This window comes from Sphingomonas molluscorum (assembly GCF_039522995.1).
Lineage (GTDB): Bacteria > Pseudomonadota > Alphaproteobacteria > Sphingomonadales > Sphingomonadaceae > Sphingomonas > Sphingomonas molluscorum.
In genome coordinates, this window is the sequence record NZ_BAAAEL010000010.1 from 182,301 (window position 1) to 200,975 (window position 18,675).

13 protein-coding genes are annotated in these 18,675 nt (G+C 66.7%); 8 read left to right on the plus strand and 5 right to left on the minus strand.

Annotated elements, in window-relative coordinates:
- Positions 1–24: 24 nt before the first annotated feature.
- Both ABDZ92_RS11310 and ABDZ92_RS11315 read right to left on the minus strand, forming a co-directional pair.
- Positions 25–1,557 carry an arylsulfatase gene (locus ABDZ92_RS11310; RefSeq protein WP_125959401.1) on the minus strand — a complete coding sequence of 511 codons (1,533 nt, stop codon included), beginning with the start codon at positions 1,555–1,557 and terminating at the stop codon, positions 25–27.
- A gap of 262 nt (positions 1,558–1,819) precedes the next feature.
- Entirely contained in the window at positions 1,820–2,668 is an 849-nt protein-coding gene (locus ABDZ92_RS11315) for a transporter (protein ID WP_164521184.1), read from the minus strand.
- A gap of 24 nt (positions 2,669–2,692) precedes the next feature.
- On the opposite strand from ABDZ92_RS11315, the gene ABDZ92_RS11320 reads away from it, so the two are divergent.
- Positions 2,693–3,535 (plus strand): DUF202 domain-containing protein, encoded by an 843-nt coding sequence (locus ABDZ92_RS11320; protein WP_241211729.1) that lies wholly within the window; start codon positions 2,693–2,695, stop codon positions 3,533–3,535.
- 47 nt (positions 3,536–3,582) lie between these two features.
- Positions 3,583–4,482, plus strand: coding sequence for a formylglycine-generating enzyme family protein (locus tag ABDZ92_RS11325; protein ID WP_206432135.1), 900 nt, complete (start codon positions 3,583–3,585; stop codon positions 4,480–4,482).
- 12 nt (positions 4,483–4,494) lie between these two features.
- On the opposite strand, the gene ABDZ92_RS11330 is transcribed toward ABDZ92_RS11325, so the two are convergent.
- Positions 4,495–5,487: a SphA family protein gene (locus ABDZ92_RS11330; RefSeq protein ID WP_125959398.1), complete on the minus strand. Its 993-nt coding sequence runs from the start codon at positions 5,485–5,487 to the stop codon at positions 4,495–4,497.
- A gap of 296 nt (positions 5,488–5,783) precedes the next feature.
- On the opposite strand from ABDZ92_RS11330, the gene ABDZ92_RS11335 reads away from it, so the two are divergent.
- Complete coding sequence (locus ABDZ92_RS11335; RefSeq protein ID WP_343762881.1) at positions 5,784–7,154, plus strand: alginate export family protein; 1,371 nt, start codon at positions 5,784–5,786, stop codon at positions 7,152–7,154.
- On the opposite strand, the gene ABDZ92_RS11340 is transcribed toward ABDZ92_RS11335, so the two are convergent.
- Positions 7,142–7,753 (minus strand): outer membrane protein, encoded by a 612-nt coding sequence (locus tag ABDZ92_RS11340; RefSeq protein ID WP_164521183.1) that lies wholly within the window; start codon positions 7,751–7,753, stop codon positions 7,142–7,144. The two genes, ABDZ92_RS11335 and ABDZ92_RS11340, sit on opposite strands and share 13 nt — an antisense overlap.
- A 168-nt stretch (positions 7,754–7,921) precedes the next feature.
- Between ABDZ92_RS11340 and ABDZ92_RS11345 the strand changes: the two genes are divergently transcribed.
- The 5 genes from ABDZ92_RS11345 (at position 7,922) to ABDZ92_RS11365 (ending at position 17,557) form a co-directional block, all read left to right on the plus strand.
- Positions 7,922–10,741 carry a cation-translocating P-type ATPase gene (locus ABDZ92_RS11345; RefSeq protein ID WP_125959396.1) on the plus strand — a complete coding sequence of 940 codons (2,820 nt, stop codon included), beginning with the start codon at positions 7,922–7,924 and terminating at the stop codon, positions 10,739–10,741.
- A gap of 220 nt (positions 10,742–10,961) precedes the next feature.
- A complete protein-coding gene (locus tag ABDZ92_RS11350) occupies positions 10,962–14,165 on the plus strand; it encodes a TonB-dependent receptor (RefSeq protein WP_125959507.1) in 3,204 nt (1,067 codons plus the stop codon).
- 133 nt (positions 14,166–14,298) lie between these two features.
- Positions 14,299–15,015 (plus strand): SapC family protein, encoded by a 717-nt coding sequence (locus ABDZ92_RS11355; RefSeq protein WP_125959395.1) that lies wholly within the window; start codon positions 14,299–14,301, stop codon positions 15,013–15,015.
- 29 nt (positions 15,016–15,044) lie between these two features.
- On the plus strand, positions 15,045–16,046 hold the full coding sequence (locus tag ABDZ92_RS11360; protein ID WP_241211727.1) for a cupin-like domain-containing protein: 1,002 nt from the start codon (positions 15,045–15,047) through the stop codon (positions 16,044–16,046).
- Between the two features lie 5 nt (positions 16,047–16,051).
- Positions 16,052–17,557: a tryptophan halogenase family protein gene (locus tag ABDZ92_RS11365; RefSeq protein WP_125959393.1), complete on the plus strand. Its 1,506-nt coding sequence runs from the start codon at positions 16,052–16,054 to the stop codon at positions 17,555–17,557.
- A gap of 28 nt (positions 17,558–17,585) precedes the next feature.
- On the opposite strand, the gene ABDZ92_RS11370 is transcribed toward ABDZ92_RS11365, so the two are convergent.
- Entirely contained in the window at positions 17,586–18,506 is a 921-nt protein-coding gene (locus ABDZ92_RS11370; protein WP_125959392.1) for a pirin family protein, read from the minus strand.
- Positions 18,507–18,675: the final 169 nt, after the last annotated feature.

Sequence of the window (18,675 nt, forward strand, 5' to 3'; positions counted from 1 at the left end):
GAGCCCGCGTGATGATGCGCCGCGTCAGCTGGCGCCGGCGTTCGCGTCGGCCATCTTTGCGATCGCATCGTCAATCGTGAAGCTGTTCGGCCGCTGCACGGGCGGGAACTCTCGGAACGTTTCCGCGAACTTCTTCGCAGCGAGCTGTGCGATGAAGATGAAATAGTCGTTGTGCAGGAACCAGTGGTAATAGGTGTTCGACGTTATGTCGGCATATTCGTACGGGTCGGTGCGCAGGTTGAAGACCTTCGGCAGCCGCAGCCGCGTGAAAGGCTCGGCCCACACCCGCATCGTGCCGGCAACACGCTGCTCCATGAACACGATTTTCCAATTGTCGTAGCGCATTCCAAGAATATCGCCATCGTCGCTGATGTAGAAGAAGAACTCGCGTGGACTCTTCTCCTCCTCCCCGGTGATATAGCCGAGCAGGCTCATGCCATCGATGTGGTTCTTGTAGGTGCGCCCGATCGCGTCATAGCCGCTCTTAAGCTTCTCAACGACGTCCGGGGCGCCGGCCATCTCGAGAAACGTGGGAAGCCAGTCGTGATGCTGGATGATGCCGTTGGCGATCGATCCGGGCGCGATCTTGCCCGGCCACCGCACGAGCAAGGGCACGCGGAAGGCGCCTTCCCAGTTGGTGTTCTTTTCGCTGCGGAACGGCGTCATGCCACCATCCGGCCAGGTGTTGCGATGCGGTCCGTTGTCGGTCGAATATTGCACGAACGTGTCGTCCGCGATGCCGAGCTCGTCGAGGAAGGCGAGCACCTCGCCGATCAGCTTGTCGTGATCGACCATGGTGTCATGATAGTCGGATTGCCAGCGGCCCGCCTGTCCCTTGCTCTCGGGCTTGGGGTGGGTGAACAGGTGCATGTGGGTGGTGTTGAGCCACAGGAAGAACGGCTGGTCGTCGTTGGCGGCCCGCTTCATGAAATCCTTGGCAGCCGCGGCGAACTCGTCGTCGACCGTTTCCATCCGCTTCTTGGTGAGCGGGCCGGTGTCCTCGATCCGCTGCTTGCCGACGCGGCCCCAGCGCTCGTGCTCGGTACCATCGTCGGTATCGGTGGCCCAGCTATGGATGACGCCGCGCGGGGCGAACGCCTCGTGGAAGCGCGGATCCTTCGGATAATCCGTCATCTCCGGCTCTTCCTCGGCGTTGAGGTGGTAGAGGTTGCCGAAGAACTCGTCGAAGCCATGGTTCGTGGGCAGCATGTGGTTGAGGTCGCCCAGGTGGTTCTTGCCGAACTGGCCGGTGGCATAGCCCTGCTCCTTGAGGAGCGCGGCGATGGTCGCCGTCTTTTCGTTCATGCCGATCGGCGCCGCGGGGATGCCGACCTTGGAGAGGCCGGTGCGCAGCACGCTCTGCCCGGTGATGAAGGACGAACGCCCGGCCGTGCAGCTCTGCTCGCCATAGCTGTCCGTGAACATCATGCCCTCTCGGGCGAGCCGGTCGATGTTGGGCGTCTGATAGCCCATCAGCCCGTGACTGTAGCAGCTCAGATTGCTGATGCCGATGTCGTCGCCCCAGATCACAAGGATATTTGGTTTGCCTTTGGGCATGATCGGACTCCTTCTTGCCGTTGCGTCGGAAGGGTGCCGAGTCTTGGGACCGGGCGGGATCAGGGCTTTCCCGCGGACCAGCATCGGTCGAGTCCCGGGGCGGCGGTTTGCGCGCGACCGGCGGTGCGCGCAGCCTCGCAGCGGCCCGCTGCGAAGCCGCAGGGACTCGGTCTTGAGCAGTTGTTGAGAAGGGACGACGCGCTCTGCGCCGGCACGCCGCGATCAGCGAGTCGAGGAGGTCAGCGGCGAGTCGCTGACGCCATCATTCGGGGAACAGGAAGGTCAGGGTCAGCCGCAGTCCCCAGTCGGGCCCGCCGCTCGGCCGCTCGGCATAATATTTGCCGCTCATCGAGATCTGCATGGGCTGCCGGCCGATGCGGATCAGCTGGCCCAGCGTGATGTCGATCGGCACGGTCCACTGCTTCTGCTTCCAGTTGTAGCTCGCTTCGGTATTCGCACCGATGCTCATGCCGTTGTGGAACGTCTGAGTCAGAAACGGCTGCAGCAAGGTGGCGCTGACGCCCGGCCGGTCATCCTTGCCCGCATAGGACCAGAGATGGTTGGCGAGCATGCCGAGCGTGGTCCCCTTGGGCGTCTGTTTGACCACGAGCGCGGTTGGGCCTGCCGACCATTTGCCGCTGCCGAATTCCTTGTTCCCGATCGGCCAGACGACAGCCGGGCCGGCGGCGATCGTGATGCCGTTGATCTGGGGCTTGAAGAAAAAGCTCTGCGTGATGTCGCCGAAACCGTTGGTGCCGCGCCCGTCCGAGACGGTTCGTTCCTGCGCGATGAACGGCAGGATCGTGCGCGTGATCAGGCTCAGTTCCGAGTTCAACCGGACGGGGATGACCGGCTGGATGTTGAGCGTATAGCGGTTCGCGTCGGCGGGGCCGAAGCAGCAATCGAGATTGCTCTGCAGCGGCACGCTGATCAGTTCCGCCACCGGGTTCGCAACCTGTTGCGCCAGATTGGCATCACTCCCAGGCGTTCCCAGACCCTGCGCTGCCGGTGCCGGTGCCGGCGCACCCTGCTCCACGGGCGGATCCTCGGGATTGGCGGACGTCGGGTCCCCCATGAGGAGTACGGCACCGATTGCGCTGAAAAGGGTCATGGCGGCCTCCCTGGCTGATGGGCCATGGTCGCCATGGACCCGCAGGCCAGCCATCGGGATCAACCCGCTGGCAGGGCAGGGCACAAGCCGGAGCGATCGTCCTCAAGCCGGGGTTCTGGCGCTCGCGCCGCTCGGGAGTTGTCCCGATGGGCTTGCCGCGGTCGCTCGGCAATTCTTGCCGTGACAGCAATGGGGAACGCGATGGCCGAAGATTCTGATCTCCAGCGCCCGGCGCCGATGGCCCTACCGCCGCTACCGCCCGTTCCGGACACCGCTGGCCAGGAAACCGGTGCGGCATCGGTCGAGCTTTCCCGCTTCCGCAGCGAGCTTTCCGAACTCCGCAGCCGCATGTCGGAACACCGCACCGACCTCTCGGAGTTTCGGACCAGCCTTTCCCAGCACCGCACCGATCTTTCGGAGCACCGTACCGATCTGTCCGGCGAACGTACCGAGATGTCGATGCGCCGGACCGGCATGTCGATCCAGCGCACCCGGATGAGCGCGGATCGGACGCTGATGTCGGTGCAGCGGACGTCGCTTTCGCTGATCGGCTTTGGTTTCACGCTGTACCAGACGTTCGACAAACTGCACGACATGGGCACGATCCGCAGTTCGGCAGCGCCCCGGAATTTCGGCGCAGCCTTGATCGTCCTCGGCATCCTGCTGCTGGTCGGCGGCATTTCCCGACACCTGCAGTTCGCCTTCCAGTTGCGCCACGTCCGGGCGGAACTGAAGGAGGCAGGGCTCGTGCACGGAGAGATGGACTATCCGGTCTCCCTCACGCTCATCACCAGCATCCTGCTGCTCGCGATCGGCGTTCTCGCGATCACGGGCATCGTGTTCCACATCGAGGTATTCGGCGCATGACCGAGACGCGTTTCGAAGCAGATGGTCGCGGCAACTCCCACCCGGACATGGTCTGGATCGGCGGGGGTGCGTTCACCATGGGTTCGGACCGTCATTATCCCGAGGAGCGCCCCAGCCGGCGCGCGTCGGTGAGCGGCTTCTGGATCGACCGCGCGCCGGTGACGAACCGGCAGTTCGCCGCCTTCGTTGCTGCGACGGGACATCGCACGATGGCGGAAACGCCGCCGGATGCGGCGGACTATCCCGGCGCGCTTCCCGAGATGCTGGTGGCTGCGTCGCTCGTGTTCGCACCGCCTGCGGGCGCGATCGACCCGCGCGGTCCTTCGTCGCAATGGTGGAGCTTCGTCCCCGGCGCGGATTGGCGGCACCCGACGGGCCCCGACAGCACGATCGAGGGGCTGGAGGACCATCCGGTGGTTCACGTCGCACTTGCGGATGTGGAGGCCTATGCCGCCTGGGCGGGATTGTCCCTGCCGAACGAAGTCGAGTGGGAGTATGCCGCGCGCGGCGGCCTCGAAGGCGCCGAGTTCGCCTGGGGCGATGCGCTGCTGGTGGACGGCGCCCACATGGCCAACACCTGGCAGGGCGAGTTCCCGCACCGCAACCTCGCGCTGGACGGATGGGAGCGGACCTCGCCGGTGGGCAGCTTCCCGGCCAACGGCTATGGCCTGGTGGATATGATCGGCAACGTCTGGGAGTGGACGGCCGACTGGTGGAGCACGCCGGGCGCCATGCGCGGAAGTTGCTGCGGCGCGTCCTTGCAAGACAAGGTCAAGGCCAGCGCCGATCCCGGCGATGCCGCCCGGATCGCCCGCAAGGTGCTGAAGGGCGGGTCGCACCTGTGTGCGCCCAACTATTGCCGACGCTATCGGCCGGCGGCGCGCCATGCGCATCCGATCGACACGTCCACGTCGCATGTCGGCTTCCGCTGCGTGCGGCGCCCCTGACGCGGGTGCCGCTCACTCCTTTGCGGGCATCTTCATGTGCAACGGCAGGCTGAGGCTCAGCATGAAGTTCGTGCCTTCGACGCGGTTCTTGGCATCGAACTCCTGCAGGACCTGCAGCCGGATCGTCGCGGGGCTGCGTCCGAGCACGGTGTCATACGCCAGAGTCCCACCCGCCGCGAGCACGCGTCCCCGATAGGCGCCCAGTTTCGCGCCCGCGCCGGTGTCATCGCTCACCTGCTGGAAGTAATAGCCCTGGGCGCCCAGCGAGAACTTCGAGGAGAGCTTCTTCTCCGCTGCCAGCTCCGCGTGGAAGTCGTTGCCCGAATTATAGTCGGTGTCTTCGTTGTGACCGTTGAAGGTGAAGCCAACCTTGCCGCTGACGTCCCAGCCGGTCTTCGGGTCGAGCCACGTCGCGGCGACGGAAACGTCTCCGGCCCAGCGGTGGAAGGCGATGTTGGCGAGCCTGCCCACCCGGTAATGCCCCACCGGGACGTTGAGCATGCCGCTGACGGCGTAATGCATGTTGCCGCTTTTCCAGCCCATCATGGCCGTGGCGATCGGATCTCCGACCATCAGCGCGGAATCATGGGTGCGGACGCCCAACTGGCGCCCCTGTGGCCCGGTGATCACGGCGGAGGCATCGATCATCGGCGCGCCGACCGGCAGCGTGCCGCCGACCGTCAGGGTGCCGCCGAGCACGTTCGTGCTCGGGACCCAGAGCAGCGTCGTGAAGTTGGCGGCCACCGTCGAATCGACGTCCGCCACGACGTTGCCACCGATGGTGAGGTCGCGGCTGGCATGCGAGCTGGCGTCATAGACCATGACGATGTTGTCCAGGTACACGCCCGGCAGCGGCGGCGAGACCGCCGCGCCTGGCCCGCCCGATCCCAGCAGATAGAGACTTGCGCCGTTTTCGTCGGCCATCGCGGGCACTGCTCCTAGCGGGAGCACCGCAGCCGCGATCAGGAACAGGCAGCTATTCTGGTGCAAAGGATCACGCGGCATGACACTCACCCCTCTTGCGGACCCCTAATCGGTATCGACCTTCCTGAGCCGCCAGCATCGGGGCATCCCCGAGACGGGGCGGGGGGAACTCCCCCCGGTCTGCCTCAGGGTGGTTCTACGGAGCGCGTTTGCGCACGGGTCCGGGGAATCGCCGATCGCGAGACCCGGCGACCACGCCCCATTCTCCGGCCCGTGGAGGAGGCGGCGCGGTGTCCTTGGGTCGGGTCGGTGGCGGGCAGCGGGTGCGTTCCGGTCCCGGCGCGACGTTCCGCCGGAGCCTGGACATAGGCCGGACGGTGCGGCTGGCCTTACTGCTCTCGTGTTTGCCGCTGGCGTGGACCGGCGCGCCTGCCGCACACGCGCAGGAGGCCGAAACCAGCGCTCCCGAGCCGGCACCGCACCATCCGCTTTCCCTGACCGGATCGATGCGCGTGCGCTACGAAGCGTTGCGCGGCCAGGCCCATGCCGGATTTCCGGATACGGACTCGCTGCTCAGCATCCGGACCACGGTGCTCCTCGCCTATGCCCAGGACCGGCTGCGCGCCGGCGTCGAACTCCAGGACAGTCGCGGCTATTTCGGAAAACGGGGCGGCGAAGTGAGCGCGAACGACGTGAACGCGTTCGAATGGATCCAGGCCTATGCCGGGCTGACGGTGGGCAGCGAAGGCCTCGTCCGGATCGGCCGCGTCAAATTCGACGTCGGATCTCGGCGGCTCGTCGCGGCGCATGATTACCGGAACACGGCAAGTGCCTTCACAGGCCTGGTCGCGACTCTTCCGGCGAGTGGCGGCACGGCGACGCTGTTCTACACGCTGCCGCAACAGCACCGCCCCGACGACCAGGATGCGGTGCTCGCCAACCGGGTGCAATGGGATCATGAGGGGTTTGACCTGCAGTTTTGGGGCACGCACCTGGCCGGGGTTCCGATCGGCTCGGGCACGCTGGACATTGGCTATTTCGGGCTGAACGAGCGGGACACGCCGGACAGGCCCACCCGGAATCGCAAGCTGCACAGCCTGGACCTGCGGCTGGCCGATGCACCGGGCCGGGACGGCGCCGATTTCGAACTGGAGGCAGTGTACCAGTTCGGCTCGATCCGCGCCGACACGGCCGCCGATGCCGCCGAGTTGCCGGTCTCCGCCTGGTTCGTGCACGCGGCCGCCGGCTATCGCTTCCCGGGCGCCCCTCATGCACGGCTATCCCTGGCCTATGATCAGGCGAGCGGCGACGGATTGGGCGGGCGCTACGGCCGGTTCGACACGCTGTTCGGGGCCCGGCGGTCGGACCTGGGGCCAGGCGCGATCTATGGTGCGGTCGGGCGGGCGAACATTTTGACGCCGTCGGTCCGCCTGGAGGTAACGCCGAACCAGCGCCTCGACGGCTTCCTCGCCTATCGGGCGATGTGGCTTGATTCCCGCACGGACAGCTTTTCCACCACGGCGGTGCGCGACGCCTCCGGCGGATCGGGGCGCTTCGCCGGGCACCAGGTGGAGGGGCGGGTCCGCTGGTGGCTGCTGCCTCACCGGGCGCAGCTCGAGCTGAATGCGGCCTGGCTAAAGAAAGGGCGCTTCCTCAAGGAAGCGCCCAATGCTCCGTCGACGGGGGATACGCTCTATGGCGCGGTGTCGCTGTCGATCCCCTTCGGCAGCGCCGTTCAGAAGCGGTAGCCGAGGCCGACGACGATCTGGTTCCGGTCGACGTCGAGGTCGTAGCCCCGGACGTCCCCATAGTTCGAATAGCGATATTCGCCCTTGCCATAGAAGCCTTGCGAGAAGCGGTACTCCAGGCCCAGCCCGGCCCGGAAGCCGTCGCTGTCCGCCGCATCGTCGATGGTGTTCCGGCCCGGCACGCTCGGGATGTAGGTGCTCTCGATGCGCAGGTTGGTGTAGCCTGCCTTCACATAGCCGAGGAATTGCGGGGTAAAGGCGTAGCCGAGCCGGGCGCCGATATAGATGTCGCGATCCGCTTCCACGCGAAAGAGATCGGACGGAGTCATATAGCTCCTGACCGTCGACGAGGTGCCGGCGCCGGTGAGTTCCAGCTCGGCACCGACGACGATGTTCTGCATCTGGTAGTCGTAGCCGATCGCACCGCCGAACACGAAGTCGTCCTCGGAATCGGATTCGCCGTGCCCGGCGCTAAAATTGTCCCAGCCCGCGATCGCCTCGACCCTGGGGCCCGTGAAACTCCCATCTTCTTGGGCAGACGCCGGAGCGGCAAACCCAGCCGCGACGAGAAAGATGGTCGCCGTACTCAGAACACGCATCGAACTTCCCTTTCTGCTTGCCGCGTCTAGGTTGCGCATGCGCGGGGGCATCAACATCGGCCAAAACCCGCAAAGCGGACGCGATCACGCCCTATTCCCGTCCCGGCGCAGCGCCGCGCCCCTCGGAGGGGGATCGAAGCCGGCGTGGAGAGAGGCTAATCCAGGCGCATGAGCAGGACCGAGTCAGCCTCGACCGCCGATCCCTCGACGCAGCCGGCAGAGGGCGTGGCTGCATCGCTGGGCGTGGATCCGGAGGCGGGCCTGTCGGCCGGGGAAGCGGCCCGGCGCCTGGCCGAACATGGCCCCAATGCGCTCCGCACAACTGCCGGCCCGTCGCTCTGGCGCCGGATCGCCGCGCAGTTCCGGGATCCGCTCGTCTATCTGCTGCTCGGCGCCAGCGCGGTGGCGTTTCTCGCCTGGTTGATCGAGCATGAGGGCGGTTGGCCCGTCGACACCATCGTCATCCTGGCGGTGCTGCTGGTCAACGCGGCCCTCGGCTTTGTCCAGGAGAACAAGGCCGCGGATGCCGTCGCCGCCCTGGGGCGGATGACGCAGGTGACGTCGTCGGTGCTGCGGGCGGGCGAGCGCCATCGGATCCCGAGCATCGAACTGGTTCCCGGCGACATCCTGCTGCTGGAGGAAGGCGACTCCGTCGGGGCGGACGCGCGCCTGATCGCCGCTGCGGCGCTTCGCGTTCAGGAAGCGTCGCTGACGGGAGAAAGCGAACCGGTATCAAAGAGCCCGGACCCGCTCGCCGCGGCCGCGCCGCTCGCGGATCGCACGTCGATGGTGTTCAAGGGCACCGCCGTGGCGCAGGGGACGGGGCGGGCGGTCGTCACCGCCACGGGAATGGACACGCAGATGGGGGCGATCGCCACGCTGCTCGACGCGACCGAGGAGAGCACGACGCCCCTGGAGCAGGAGGTCGCCCGCATCGGCCGCATGCTCGGCCTTGCCGTAGTCGTCATCGCCTTGATCGTGATCGCGTCGGTATTCGCCGTTTCCGACGTCGCCACTTTCAGCGGCGTGGTCGCGGTGCTGCTCCTCGGGGTTTCCCTCGCGGTCGCGGCGGTGCCCGAAGGGCTGCCGGCGATCCTGTCGTTGGTGCTGGCGCTGGGTGTCCAGCGCATGGCAGCGCGCAGGGCGGTGGTGAAGCGGCTTTCGTCGGTGGAGACGCTGGGCGCCGCCACGGTCATTTGCTCCGACAAGACCGGGACGCTCACCCGTTCGCAGATGACGATCCAGCGGATCGCCACCGCCTCCGGCGACAGCCGCGTGGCAGGCGTCGGCTATGTCCCGGAGGGCGCCATCACGGCGCCGGGCGACGCCGTGATCGCAGGCGCGTTGAAGGCGGAGCTCGTCGTGGTGCTGAGCGGCGGCAGCCTGGCGAGCAACGCCGGCCTGCATCAGACGCCGGACGGCCTGTGGGAGATCGAGGGCGATCCCACCGAAGCCGCCTTCCTGGTCGCCGAGAAGAAGCTGGGCGCGGACCGGCGGCGCCAGACGCGCTTCGAGCGGGTCGCCGAGCTTCCCTTCACGTCCGAACGCAAGATGATGTCCACGATCGCCCGCGACGTGGAGCATGGCGGCGAACTGGTGCTCGTCGCCAAGGGCGCGCCCGACGTGCTGATGCAGCGCTGCACCCGCGTGCGCGTCGGCATGGAGGTGCTTCCGTTCGACGAAGGCCATCGCGCGCGCGCCGCGGATGAGGTCGAGCGGCTCTCCGGCGAGGCGCTGCGCACGCTGGCGGTGGCCTATCGTCCGCTGGCGAACGGGGAGGAACGGTCCCTCGACCCGGCGTTGGAACGCGATCTGATCTTCGTCGGCACCGTCGGCATCATCGATCCGCCGCGCGAAGAGGCGGCGGTCGCGATCGCCGAGGCGCACCGCGCCGGTATCCGGGTGATGATGATCACCGGCGACCATCCCCGAACCGCCGCCCGCATCGCCGCACTGCTGGGTATCGCACCGGCGGATGCTCCCGTCCTGACGGGCGCCGATCTGGAGGCCCTGGACGAGGCCGCTCTCGCCAAGGCCGTGCGCGAGACCTCGGTCTATGCCCGTGTCGCCCCGGTTCACAAGCTGCGGATCGTGGACGCGCTTCAGGCGAACGGGGAAGTCGTGGCGATGACCGGCGATGGGGTCAACGATGCGCCCGCGCTCAAGTCCGCCGACATCGGCATCGCGATGGGCGTTACCGGTACCGAAGTGACCAAGGAAGCGGCCAAGATGATCCTGGCCGACGACAATTTCGCGACGATCGTCGTCGCCGTGCGCGAGGGGCGGGCGATCTTCGACAACATCCGCAAGTTCCTGCGGTACCTCCTGTCCTCGAACATGGGCGAGGTGCTTACCGTCTTCCTGGGCGTGATCGGCGCCGGGATCATCGGATTGGACGCGGCCGGCGATGGCAAGACACTGGTCGTGCCGCTGCTTGCAACGCAGATCCTGTGGATCAACCTCATCACTGACTCGAGCCCCGCCCTCGCCATGGGCGTCGATCCGGAGACGGACGACGTGATGACGCGCCCGCCGCGCCGGTCCGGAGAGCCCGCGATCGACGCAGCCATGTGGCGCGGTGTCGTGGGAACGGGCCTGGTGATGGCGATCGTCACGCTCCTCACCATCGACCTGTTCCTGCCCGGCGGGCTGTTCGAGGGGAGCCATGCGCTCGATCGCGCACGAACGGCGGGCTTCACGGTCCTGGTGTTCGCCCAATTGTTCAACTGCTTCAGCGCCCGCTCGGAAACGGCCAGTGCCTTCCGCCACCTGTTCGCCAATCCCTGGCTGTGGGGTGCCGTGATCTTCTCGGCGGTGTTGCAGGTCGCGGTCGTCCACCTGCCCCTTTTGAACACCGCATTCGGCACCACCCCGCTCAGCGGCGCCGACTGGCTGCTGTGTCTGGCCATGGGTAGCGCGGTGCTGTGGTTCGCCGAGGCGCGCAAATGGCTGCTGCGGCGAATGGTGGCCTGTCCGGCCAACGCCTGATCCGGCCATCCTTACGCACATCACACGCGCGTTGCTTATAACTGTCCGACAAATAATTCGTATGATTAAGCCAACAAAGCAAAGTTTAAGAAACTGCCGCAACTGGTCTTGAAAGCGCTTGTTAAAACCGAAGAACTGGCGTTACGATAGCGGTCACATAGCCGGCGTACGACCGGAAAAGCATACGCGGTCAGCGACCGCGACTAGGGAGGGGATGATGATGAAGGCCAAGGGTCTTGCGTCGGCGCTCGCGCGCTCGGCTTCCGGCGTGGCGCTCGCCACGTGTCTGACGGTTTCTGGCGCTGCCTTCGCGCAGACGCAAAGCGGCGCGGAAGCGACCAATGCACAGCCGACCACGGCTCCGGGAACGACGGCAGATCCAGCGGGCGACGCGGGCCAGCTGACGTCGCCGCAGGCGGCCCCCACGTCGGAGGCCGCGTCGGTCGACCAGGACACGACCGGAGGCGACATCGTCGTCACCGGCATCCGCGCCAGCCTTGAGCGCTCCATCGCCATCAAGCGCAACTCGACCGGTATCGTCGATGCGATCTCTGCCGAGGACATCGGCAAGTTCCCGGACACCAACCTCGCCGAATCGCTTCAGCGGATCACCGGCGTGTCGATCAACCGCACCAACGGTGAAGGCTCTCAGGTCACCGTGCGCGGCTTCGGGCCGAGCTACAATCTGGTGACCCTGAACGGGCGTCAGCTCGCCACCGCGAACGTGCAGGTGGTCGGTGGCGACCAGAATTCGGACAGCGCGCAAGGGTCCAGCCGCTCGTTCGACTTCTCCAACCTCGCCTCCGAAGGCGTACGGACGCTGGAGGTCTACAAGACCGGCCGCGCCTCGATCCCCACCGGCGGCATCGGCGCGACCATCAACATCGTCACGCGCCGACCGCTCGACGGCGAAGGCGGTCTCACCGGCAGCGTCGGTGCCAAGGCGCTCTATGACACCAGCACCGACGGCTGCCTGGACTGCGGTTCGAAGGTGACGCCGGAACTGTCGGGCGTCGTCAGCTGGGCAGACCCCACCAACCGTTTCGGCGTGTCGCTGTTCGGCAGCTACCAGAAGCGCAACTTCACCTCGATCAGCGCGACGTCCAACGACTGGAACATCATCCCCTACAGCACCTTCCTGAGCGGCGGGTTCGTCAAGGCGGACGGCAGCACCGAGATCACCGGGGCACCTTCCGATCCGGACCAGTTGGTGGGCGTTCCGAACGACAGCCGCTACCACTATGCCGAGGGCAGCCGCGAGCGCATCAACGGCCAGGCGGTGTTCCAGTTCAGGCCGGTCGAGACGCTGACGCTGACCGCGGACGCGCTGTTCGCGCAGAATAGCCAGAAGGAAATCCGGTCCGACATGTCGAACTGGTTCAGCCGGCCGTTCGATGAAGTAGCGTTCGACGGAAACCCGACCGTCGCCACCGCGACCTATCTCCACGAGACGATCAACGGCGCCAAGGATGTCGGGTTCGAGGCGCAGAACCGTGGCCAAAAGAGCCGGATCCAGGACTATGGCCTGAACGGCAAGTGGGACATCGCCGACAACTTCTCGCTCAACCTCGACGGCCACTACAGCAAGGCGTGGAGCCGCCCGGACAATCCCAACGGCAACAGCTCTACGCTGGTCGGCATCGGTGCCAACGTCGTTACGGAGCATTCGGTCGACTACAGCGGCAAGATCCCCGTCCAGGACATGACCCTGAACGGCCCGCTCACCCTGGACGACGTGGGGTCCCAGATGGGGCGCACCTATGCGTCGTCACAGTCCCAGACGGTGAAGGAGGCGCGTGCCGACTTCGGCTGGGACCTCGGGGGAGGCAGCCGCGTCGACTTCGGCGGCAACTATCGCGACACGCGGATGCGGCAGACCCGCGTCGCAACCCAGCAGACGCTCGGCGACTGGGGCATCACCAGCCCCGGCGACATCGAGCGGCTGGCGCCCGGCGCGCTCCAGACCTTCTGTCTGGTCTGCAAGTTCAACGCGTTCAATCCGGGCAACGACCCGGATTCGCAGACCGCCTATCGCGGCGATGCGGCCAACATCTATTCCATCCTCTCGCCCTATTACGCCGGGCAGGGCAATGCGATCGGCACGACCAGCAACGAGGACAATCGCGTCCGCGAGAAGATCTGGTCGCTCTATGCGCAGGTGACCTGGAAGGGCGACATCGGCAACAGCCCGGCGACGCTGGTGGGCGGTCTGCGCTATGAGCACACCAACTCCAAGTCGACTTCGCTGGTCGCAGTGCCTGCGGCGATCAACTGGGTGTCGGACAACGACTTCACCGTCGTGATCTCGAACGAGAACAGCTTCCTGACGGACGGCGGCTCCTACGACAACTTCCTGCCCTCGATCGATTTCCAGGTCGAGCTGCGGCCCGACGTGGTCGGCCGTGTCTCGTACAGCAAGACGATCGCGCGGCCGGAATATGGCAGCCTCTTCACGTCCACCAGCGTCGGCGGGCCGCCGCGCCCGATCGCCAACGGCGGTATCGCGACCGGCTCCACGGGCAATGCCCGGCTGATCCCGCTCGAATCCGACAACTTCGATGCGTCGATCGAATGGTATTACAAGCCGGACAGCTATGTTTCGCTGGGCGTCTTCGACAAGCGCGTGCGCAACTTCATCGGCAACGGGCAGTTCACCTCGGAACTGTTCGGCCTGCGCGATCCGAGCTCGGGCGCCGAAGGCACCCGGTCCGGCCAGGCACGCGCAGCACTGCAGTCCTTGGGTGCCGACCAGAGCGACGTGAACCTGTTCGCGCTGACGGCGCTGATCGACCAGACCGGCTCGGTCGCCGCTGCCACGGCCGCGTTCCAGGCGAACTACAACACCACGACCGGATCGCTCAACGACGACTTCGTCAAGCAGATCAACAGCGCGCGCGACGTCGTGGCGAACGGCACCGACGTGCTCTACCAGTTCCAGGTGACCCAGCCGGTCAACAACCGCGATGCGGAGATCTACGGCCTTGAGATCGCAGGGCAGCATTTCTTCGGATCGACCGGCTTCGGCATCGGCGCCGCCTATACGCTGGTGCGTGGCGACGTCGGGTTCAACATCGGTGCCAGCCCGTCGCAGGACCAGTTCGCATTGCTCGGCCTTTCCGACACGTTCAATGCGACGCTGATCTACGACAAGAACGGCCTGTCGGCCCGGGTGGCGTACAATTGGCGCGACAAGTTCCTGTCGGGCATCAACCGCCAGGGCTCGCGCAATCCGGAGTTCACCGAGCCGTTCGGCCAGCTCGATCTCAACATCAGCTACGACATCACGCCCAACTTCGCGGTCTCGTTTGAAGGCATCAACCTGACCGAGGAGTCGCTGCGGACCTATGCCCGCAGCAAGAGCCAGCTCTGGTTCGCGCAGGAACTCCAGCGCCGGTTCCTGCTGGGTGGCCGCTTCCGCTTCTAAGCGCGGAGCTTAAAGAAGATGGGGCCGCCTGCAGAGGCGGCCCCATCGTCGTTGGGCGGATTGCACTCGAGCACCGGCGCCCGCATGATGCCGCGGCTGCGGCCTAACGCTTGCAAGCCGCAAAGGGCGCAACGTGACGAACATCGTCCTCCTCAACAATGTCGATCACGCGGATCTCACGGTCGCGATCGGCCACGGTCCCGAATTCGGCGACGCGGTGAACCAGACGCTGGTCTTCCCGACCGAATGGGAAGAGGCACAGCGCGAATACCCCATCCTGTTTCGTCGCGGCGACGACGGGCGGCTCCAGTCGGTGGTGCTGCTCGGGTTCGACCGCGACGAAAACCTGTTCCTCGGTGATGGCGTCTGGGACGGTCGCTACGTGCCGGCCCTGCACCAGCGCGGGCCTTTTTCCATCGGACTCCAGGCTTCGGAAGATGGCGCGGAGGCGGAACCGATGATCCACGTCGATCTCGACCATCCCCGGATCGGCGGCGCGCAGGCGGTTTTCCTGCCCCACGGCGGCAACTCTCCCTATTTGGACGCCATGACGGGCGTGCTCAGGCGGATCCACGCGGGAGTCCTGGTCGCCGACCCGATGTTCGAGGCGTTCGAGGCGCACGGCCTGATCCAGCCGATCGCTCTGGAAGTGACGCTGAGCGAAACCAAGCGTTATACGTTCGACGGCTTCCTCACGATCGATGCGGAGCGTCTGGGCGCCCTGGAGGGACCGGCGCTGCATAGCCTGCACCAACGCGGCTTCCTGCAGGCGGCGTTCTGGGCGGTGTCCTCGCTTGCGAATGTCGCCCGGCTGATCGATCGCAAGAACCGTCGGTTGCCCCTGCCGTGACTGCCCTTGGCGCTTTGCCCCCGGTCCGAGTGATCGAAGGGCCGCATGGCGACGTGAACTACCAGGCGCTGGTCGATGCCGGGGAGCCGGTCGTGCTCAAGGGTGCCGGTCAGCATCTGCCGCTGGTCGCCGCGGGGCGCGAGGGCGCCAAGGCGGCGATGGCCTATCTCCTGCGCTTCGACGCGGGCCGCGGCGTGGTCGGCTTCGTCGGCGATCCTGCCATCGGCGGCCGCTTCTTCTACAACGAAGACCTGAGCGCGATGAACTTCGCGGGCGGACGCGCACCTCTGGCCCACTATCTGGAGCGGATCCGCGACGGCATGGGACAGCCGGACGCGCCTTCCATCTATGTCGGCTCGACAGACCTGGACATCTACCTTCCCGGGTTCCGCGAAGAAAATCCCGTGGTGCCCGATGGTGCGCTGCCGGGCGCGCAAGCGCCGCTTGCGAGCATCTGGATCGGGAACCGGACCACGGCCGCGGCGCACTGGGACATGTCGAACAACGTCGCTTGTCCCCTGGTCGGCCGACGGCGCTTCACCCTGTTCCCGCCGGACCAGGTCGCGAACCTCTATCCCGGGCCGCTGGAGCCGACCCCGGGAGGGCAGGTCGTCAGCATGGTGGATTTCCGTGCGCCCGATCACGCCCGCTACCCGGGATTCCGGCAGGCGCTGGCGACGGCGCGGGTGGCCGAGCTCGAGCCCGGGGACGTGCTCGTCTATCCGGCGCTGTGGTGGCACCAGGTGGAGGCGCTCGACCCCTTCAACGTCATGGTGAACTATTGGTGGAACGAGGCACCCGCGTTCGCCGATACGCCCATGACGACGTTGCTGCATGCGCTGCTCAGCCTGCGCGACCGCCCCGAGCACGAGAAGCAGAGCTGGCGCGCCTTGTTCGACTATTATGTCTTCGGCCCCGCAGACCGCGCAGGCGAGCACCTGCCCCCGCACGCGCGCGGCCCGCTCGCGCCTCTCGATGACCGCACCGCGCGCCGGCTGCGCGCGCAAGTGATGCAGCGTCTGAACAGGTGAACACCATGACTCCGACCGATGTCCCGCAGCGCCGCCGGGTGGTGATCGCAGGCGGGGGCACCTCCGGCTGGCTCGCCGCAGCGGCGCTTGCCCAGCAACTGGGGGCGTTGCTCGACGTCACCCTGGTCGAATCCGAGGAGATCGGGACGATCGGTGTCGGCGAATCGACCATCCCCACCGCGCGGGCCTTTCACCGGTTGATCGGATTGGACGAGCAGCGGTTCATGTCGGAGACCGGTGCCACCTTCAAGCTCGGCATCGCGTTCGAGGACTGGGCGCAGAAGGGCGATCGCTACATCCACGCGTTCGGCGAGACCGGTCAGTCGACCTGGATGGGCGCGTTCCACCATTTCTGGCTGCAGGCGCGCGACGAGGGCTTCGGCGGAGACTTCGGCGAATATTGCCTGGAGCTACAGGCGGCGGATGCGGGGCGCTTCGGGATCGGCGCCAAGCTGCCGGAGCTCAGCTACGCCTATCATCTCGACGCCGGCCGCTACGCGCGTCACTTGCGCGGCATTGCCGAGCAAGCGGGCGTCCGCCGCATCGAAGGGATGATCGAGCGGGTCGAGCAGCAGGGCGATGGCGCGGACATCACTGCCCTGGTGCTGCATTCGGGTCAGCGGATCGAGGGCGACCTGTTCCTGGACTGCACCGGCTTCCGGGCGCTGCTGATCGGGCAGACGCTGGGCTCGCCGCTGGAGGATTGGGGGCACTGGCTGCCGACCGACCGCGCCGTCGCCGTGCAGACGCGCGCCGTCGAGCCCGCCCGCCCCTATACCCGCGCCATTGCCCATGGCGCTGGGTGGCGGTGGCGCATCCCCCTCCAGCATCGCGTCGGCAACGGCTTTGTGTACGACAGCCGTCACCTCTCGGACGATGAAGCGCGCGCGCAACTGCTCCGCGAGGTCGAGGGCGAGATCGTCGCCGAGCCGCGGTTGATCCGTTTCCGCGCCGGGCGGCGGGCCGAGGCATGGCGAGGCAATTGCGTCGCACTCGGGCTCGCCGGCGGCTTCGTCGAACCCCTCGAGTCCACCGCGATCCACCTCGTCATGATTGCGATCACCCGGCTGCTCCAGCTCTTCCCCTTTGCGGGTGACTGCGCCGCGGCGGCGCGGCGCTTCAACGCGCAGGCGGCGGCGGAGCTGGACGGCATCCGCGACTTCATCATCCTCCACTATGTCCTCACCGAACGCGAGGACACGCCGTTCTGGCGCGACATGCGGGCGATGGAGATTCCGGAGTCGCTGCGCGATCGGATCGCGCTGTTCCGCGATGGCGGCATCGCATACCAGGATGGCGCCGACCTGTTCCGCGTCGATTCCTGGGCGCAGGTGATGATCGGCCAGCGGCTGCTGCCGCACCAGCATCATCGCATGGCCGAGATCATGGGGGCGCCTCGCCTGCGCCAAGTGCTGGCGGACATGAAGGCGCGAGTGGCCCAGCAGGTCTCGCTGCTGCCGACGCACGCCGCCTTCCTGCGCGACTATTGCCCGGCCAAAGACGCGGCGTAATCCTAGGTGCGCGGTCTGGAGACGGCGATCATGGGTAGCGCACCGGGGCCGGCGTCTCCGGAAGCGGGATGAACTCGTCCTCGTCCGGCACCGCCGCGAACCGCTGCGCCTTCCAATCGGCCTTGGCCTGCTCGATCCGCTCCTCGCGCGAAGAGACGAAGTTCCAGAAGATGTAGCGGCGTTCGGGGAAGGGCTCGCCACCGATCAACATCAGGCGCGCACCCTGGGGTGCCTGCACGACGATCTCCGCGCCGGGCTTGAACAGGACGAGTTCGCCGGTGGCGAAGGTGCCGGTCTGTCCCAAGACTGCGACGCTTCCTTCGACGACATAGATCGCGCGCTCGATATGCTCGGCCTTCACCTGGTAGCGTGCGCCGGCCGCCAGCTGGATGTCGGCGTAGACCAGGTCGGAGAAGGTCTTCACCGGAGACGCCATGCCGTCGGACGTGCCGGCGATCAGCGTCAGCCGCGCGCCGTCGGCTTCGGCGACGGGGATCTCCTGCGCCTTGTAGTGCGCGAAGTCTGGGGCGGCCTCTTCCACATGGGTCGGCAGCGCCAGCCAGGTCTGGAGGCCGAACAGGCTGCTCTCGGCCGCGCGCTGCTCGGGTCCGGTGCGCTCCGAATGCACGATGCCGGAGCCAGCCGTCATCCAGTTGACCTCGCCCGGCCGGATCGGCTGCACCGAGCCCACGCTGTCGCGGTGCAGGATCTCCCCGTCCAGCAGATAGGTGACGGTGGCGAGGCCGATGTGCGGGTGCGGGCGTACGTCGAGGCCTTCGCCGCCGCGAAACGCCGCCGGACCCATCTGGTCGAAGAAGATGAAGGGACCCACCATGCGGCGATGCGCCGACGGCAGCGCGCGGCGCACGGTGAAGCCATCCCCCAGATCGCGCACCGGCGGCAGGACGATCTGTTCGACGCCTTCGACGTCGCTGCTTCGGATGGTCATTGGCAAACTCCGGGAATCAGGTCGGGGAAACTCCGGCGAGCAGTAGATCAGGCGGCGCCTGCAAGGACAATCTCCATCGCGACCTCAGGCGCGTTCCAGATCACCTCCTTGCGTGGACAGGAAGCGGAGGAGCGCTCTAAGGCCGTGTTGAACTTCGATCAGGAGGGGT